3 protein-coding genes and 1 pseudogene are annotated in these 1568 nt (G+C 39.5%); all 4 read right to left on the bottom strand.

Annotated features, from left to right (window positions below; translation table 11 throughout):
* Positions 1–353 (bottom strand): annotated as a pseudogene (locus AC4HAI_RS08940) (hypothetical protein); the annotation flags it as partial.
* A complete protein-coding gene (locus AC4HAI_RS08935) occupies positions 346–816 on the bottom strand; it encodes a hypothetical protein (RefSeq protein ID WP_491111240.1) in 471 nt (156 codons plus the stop codon). The pseudogene AC4HAI_RS08940 and the gene AC4HAI_RS08935, both read right to left, overlap by 8 nt.
* A gap of 67 nt (positions 817–883) precedes the next feature.
* Positions 884–1258: a hypothetical protein gene (locus AC4HAI_RS08930; RefSeq protein WP_491111239.1), complete on the bottom strand. Its 375-nt coding sequence runs from the start codon at positions 1256–1258 to the stop codon at positions 884–886.
* The coding region (locus tag AC4HAI_RS08925; RefSeq protein WP_491111238.1) for a hypothetical protein at positions 1251–1568 on the bottom strand (318 nt) is incomplete at its 5' end. The genes AC4HAI_RS08930 and AC4HAI_RS08925, both read right to left, overlap by 8 nt.

The following is a 1568-nucleotide window of genomic DNA, read 5'->3' as shown; positions in this document are numbered from 1 at the left end:
TCACTGCCTCGTACAACAAAGTAGGTCTGGTGGGTATCCTGATTAATAGCCTCAGTATCAGAGACATAGTAGGCATTGTAGCCCGTCTTCTCATTATCCAACATCCCTTCTTGATCGGGCTGAAGATAGACAACACCCTCATTGGGCAGGTCTGTCCCACCGCCTTGGGTGACTTGACCATCTTTCTTAACATCTTGAGAAAAGTTGAATTTTACTGACTGACCTGAATCTAATCTTTTTCTCTGTGACTTACTCAATTGCTCATAAGCAAACCTTATGGGCCTGTCTCTATAGGCTGACTGAGCTAATGAGGCATAAATATTATCAAAACTCTCCAAACTCCAATTACTCAATTGGTTCACCTCCAATATCTATAGAATTGGCTACATACATTTCATCCATATTAACACTGTTATCATCATTGAGTGGAATATCAACAACCCATCCTGAATCTTCAATATCATTGATATGGCCATAAAGATTAATATAGTATTCTGGTTTAGTAAGTCCACCATCACTCCATTTTGTTTCATCCCAATCAATCTGCACCGATTCCACCGCAGAACTCTGAGATTTCACAAGATCTACAATTTCCTGCTTATGATCCTTGAGGTAAGCCAGTTGCTTTTTCTTAACTGCTTCCTCGTCATCTTGTTCTTGCTTAGCTTCCTGTCGTGATGAAGATGCTACTGGCTCATCACTATTGAAAAAAGGGTTGACCTCATCATATTTATCTAAACTCATTACTACTCCTCCTATTCCTAAAATGCTTAGCGTTGCTAAACTCACTAATATCACTTTGGTACTTCTTTTCATAAAACCTCCTTCAATAGCGTTAGGTGTGAACTGTCACCACCGATAAAGACAATACCATTTATTGCTCTTATCGCTGGTCACAGTAATTCATATTATCTCTAACCACAAAGTAGGTCTGGTGGGTATCCTGATTGATAGCCTCAGTATCAGAGACATAGTAGGCATTGTAGCCCGTCTTCTCATTATCCAACATCCCTTCTTGATCGGGCTGAAGGTAGACAACCCCCTCATTAGGTAGGTCTGTCCCACCGCCTTCGGTGACTTTTCCTTTATAGGTTTTATCTTTTGAAAAATCAAAACGAATAGATTCTCCTGAATCGAGTGCTTTTCGCTGATCTGGCGATAACTTCTCATAAGGGAATTCAATCGGTCTTCCTCTGTAAGCCGATTGAGCTAATGAGGCATATATATTATTAAAATTTTCCAAATTCCAGCTACTCAAGAGGTTGACCTCCTATACTTAAATCATTAACAAGAGACATTGTTTCCATATCTATTTTATCATCATTGATTTCCATCATGACATGCCATCCAGAGTCTTCCAGATGATTGAATGTTCCATAAACATCTAAAATGTCTCCCCCACCTTGTGGAGTTCCGTTTCCAGCTTGATCCCACTGCGTTTCGTCCCAATCAATCTGTACACTCTCAACTTTAGGACTTTGTGATTTCACAAAATCTATAATTTCCTGCTCATGCTCTTTAAGATAAGTTAACTGCTTTTTCTTAACCGTTTCCTCGTCATCTTGTTC

The organism is Streptococcus sp. ALY_208, assembly GCF_058314295.1.
Note: the sequence above shows the minus strand (reverse complement) of the source record. Positions and strands in the feature narration are given on the sequence as shown.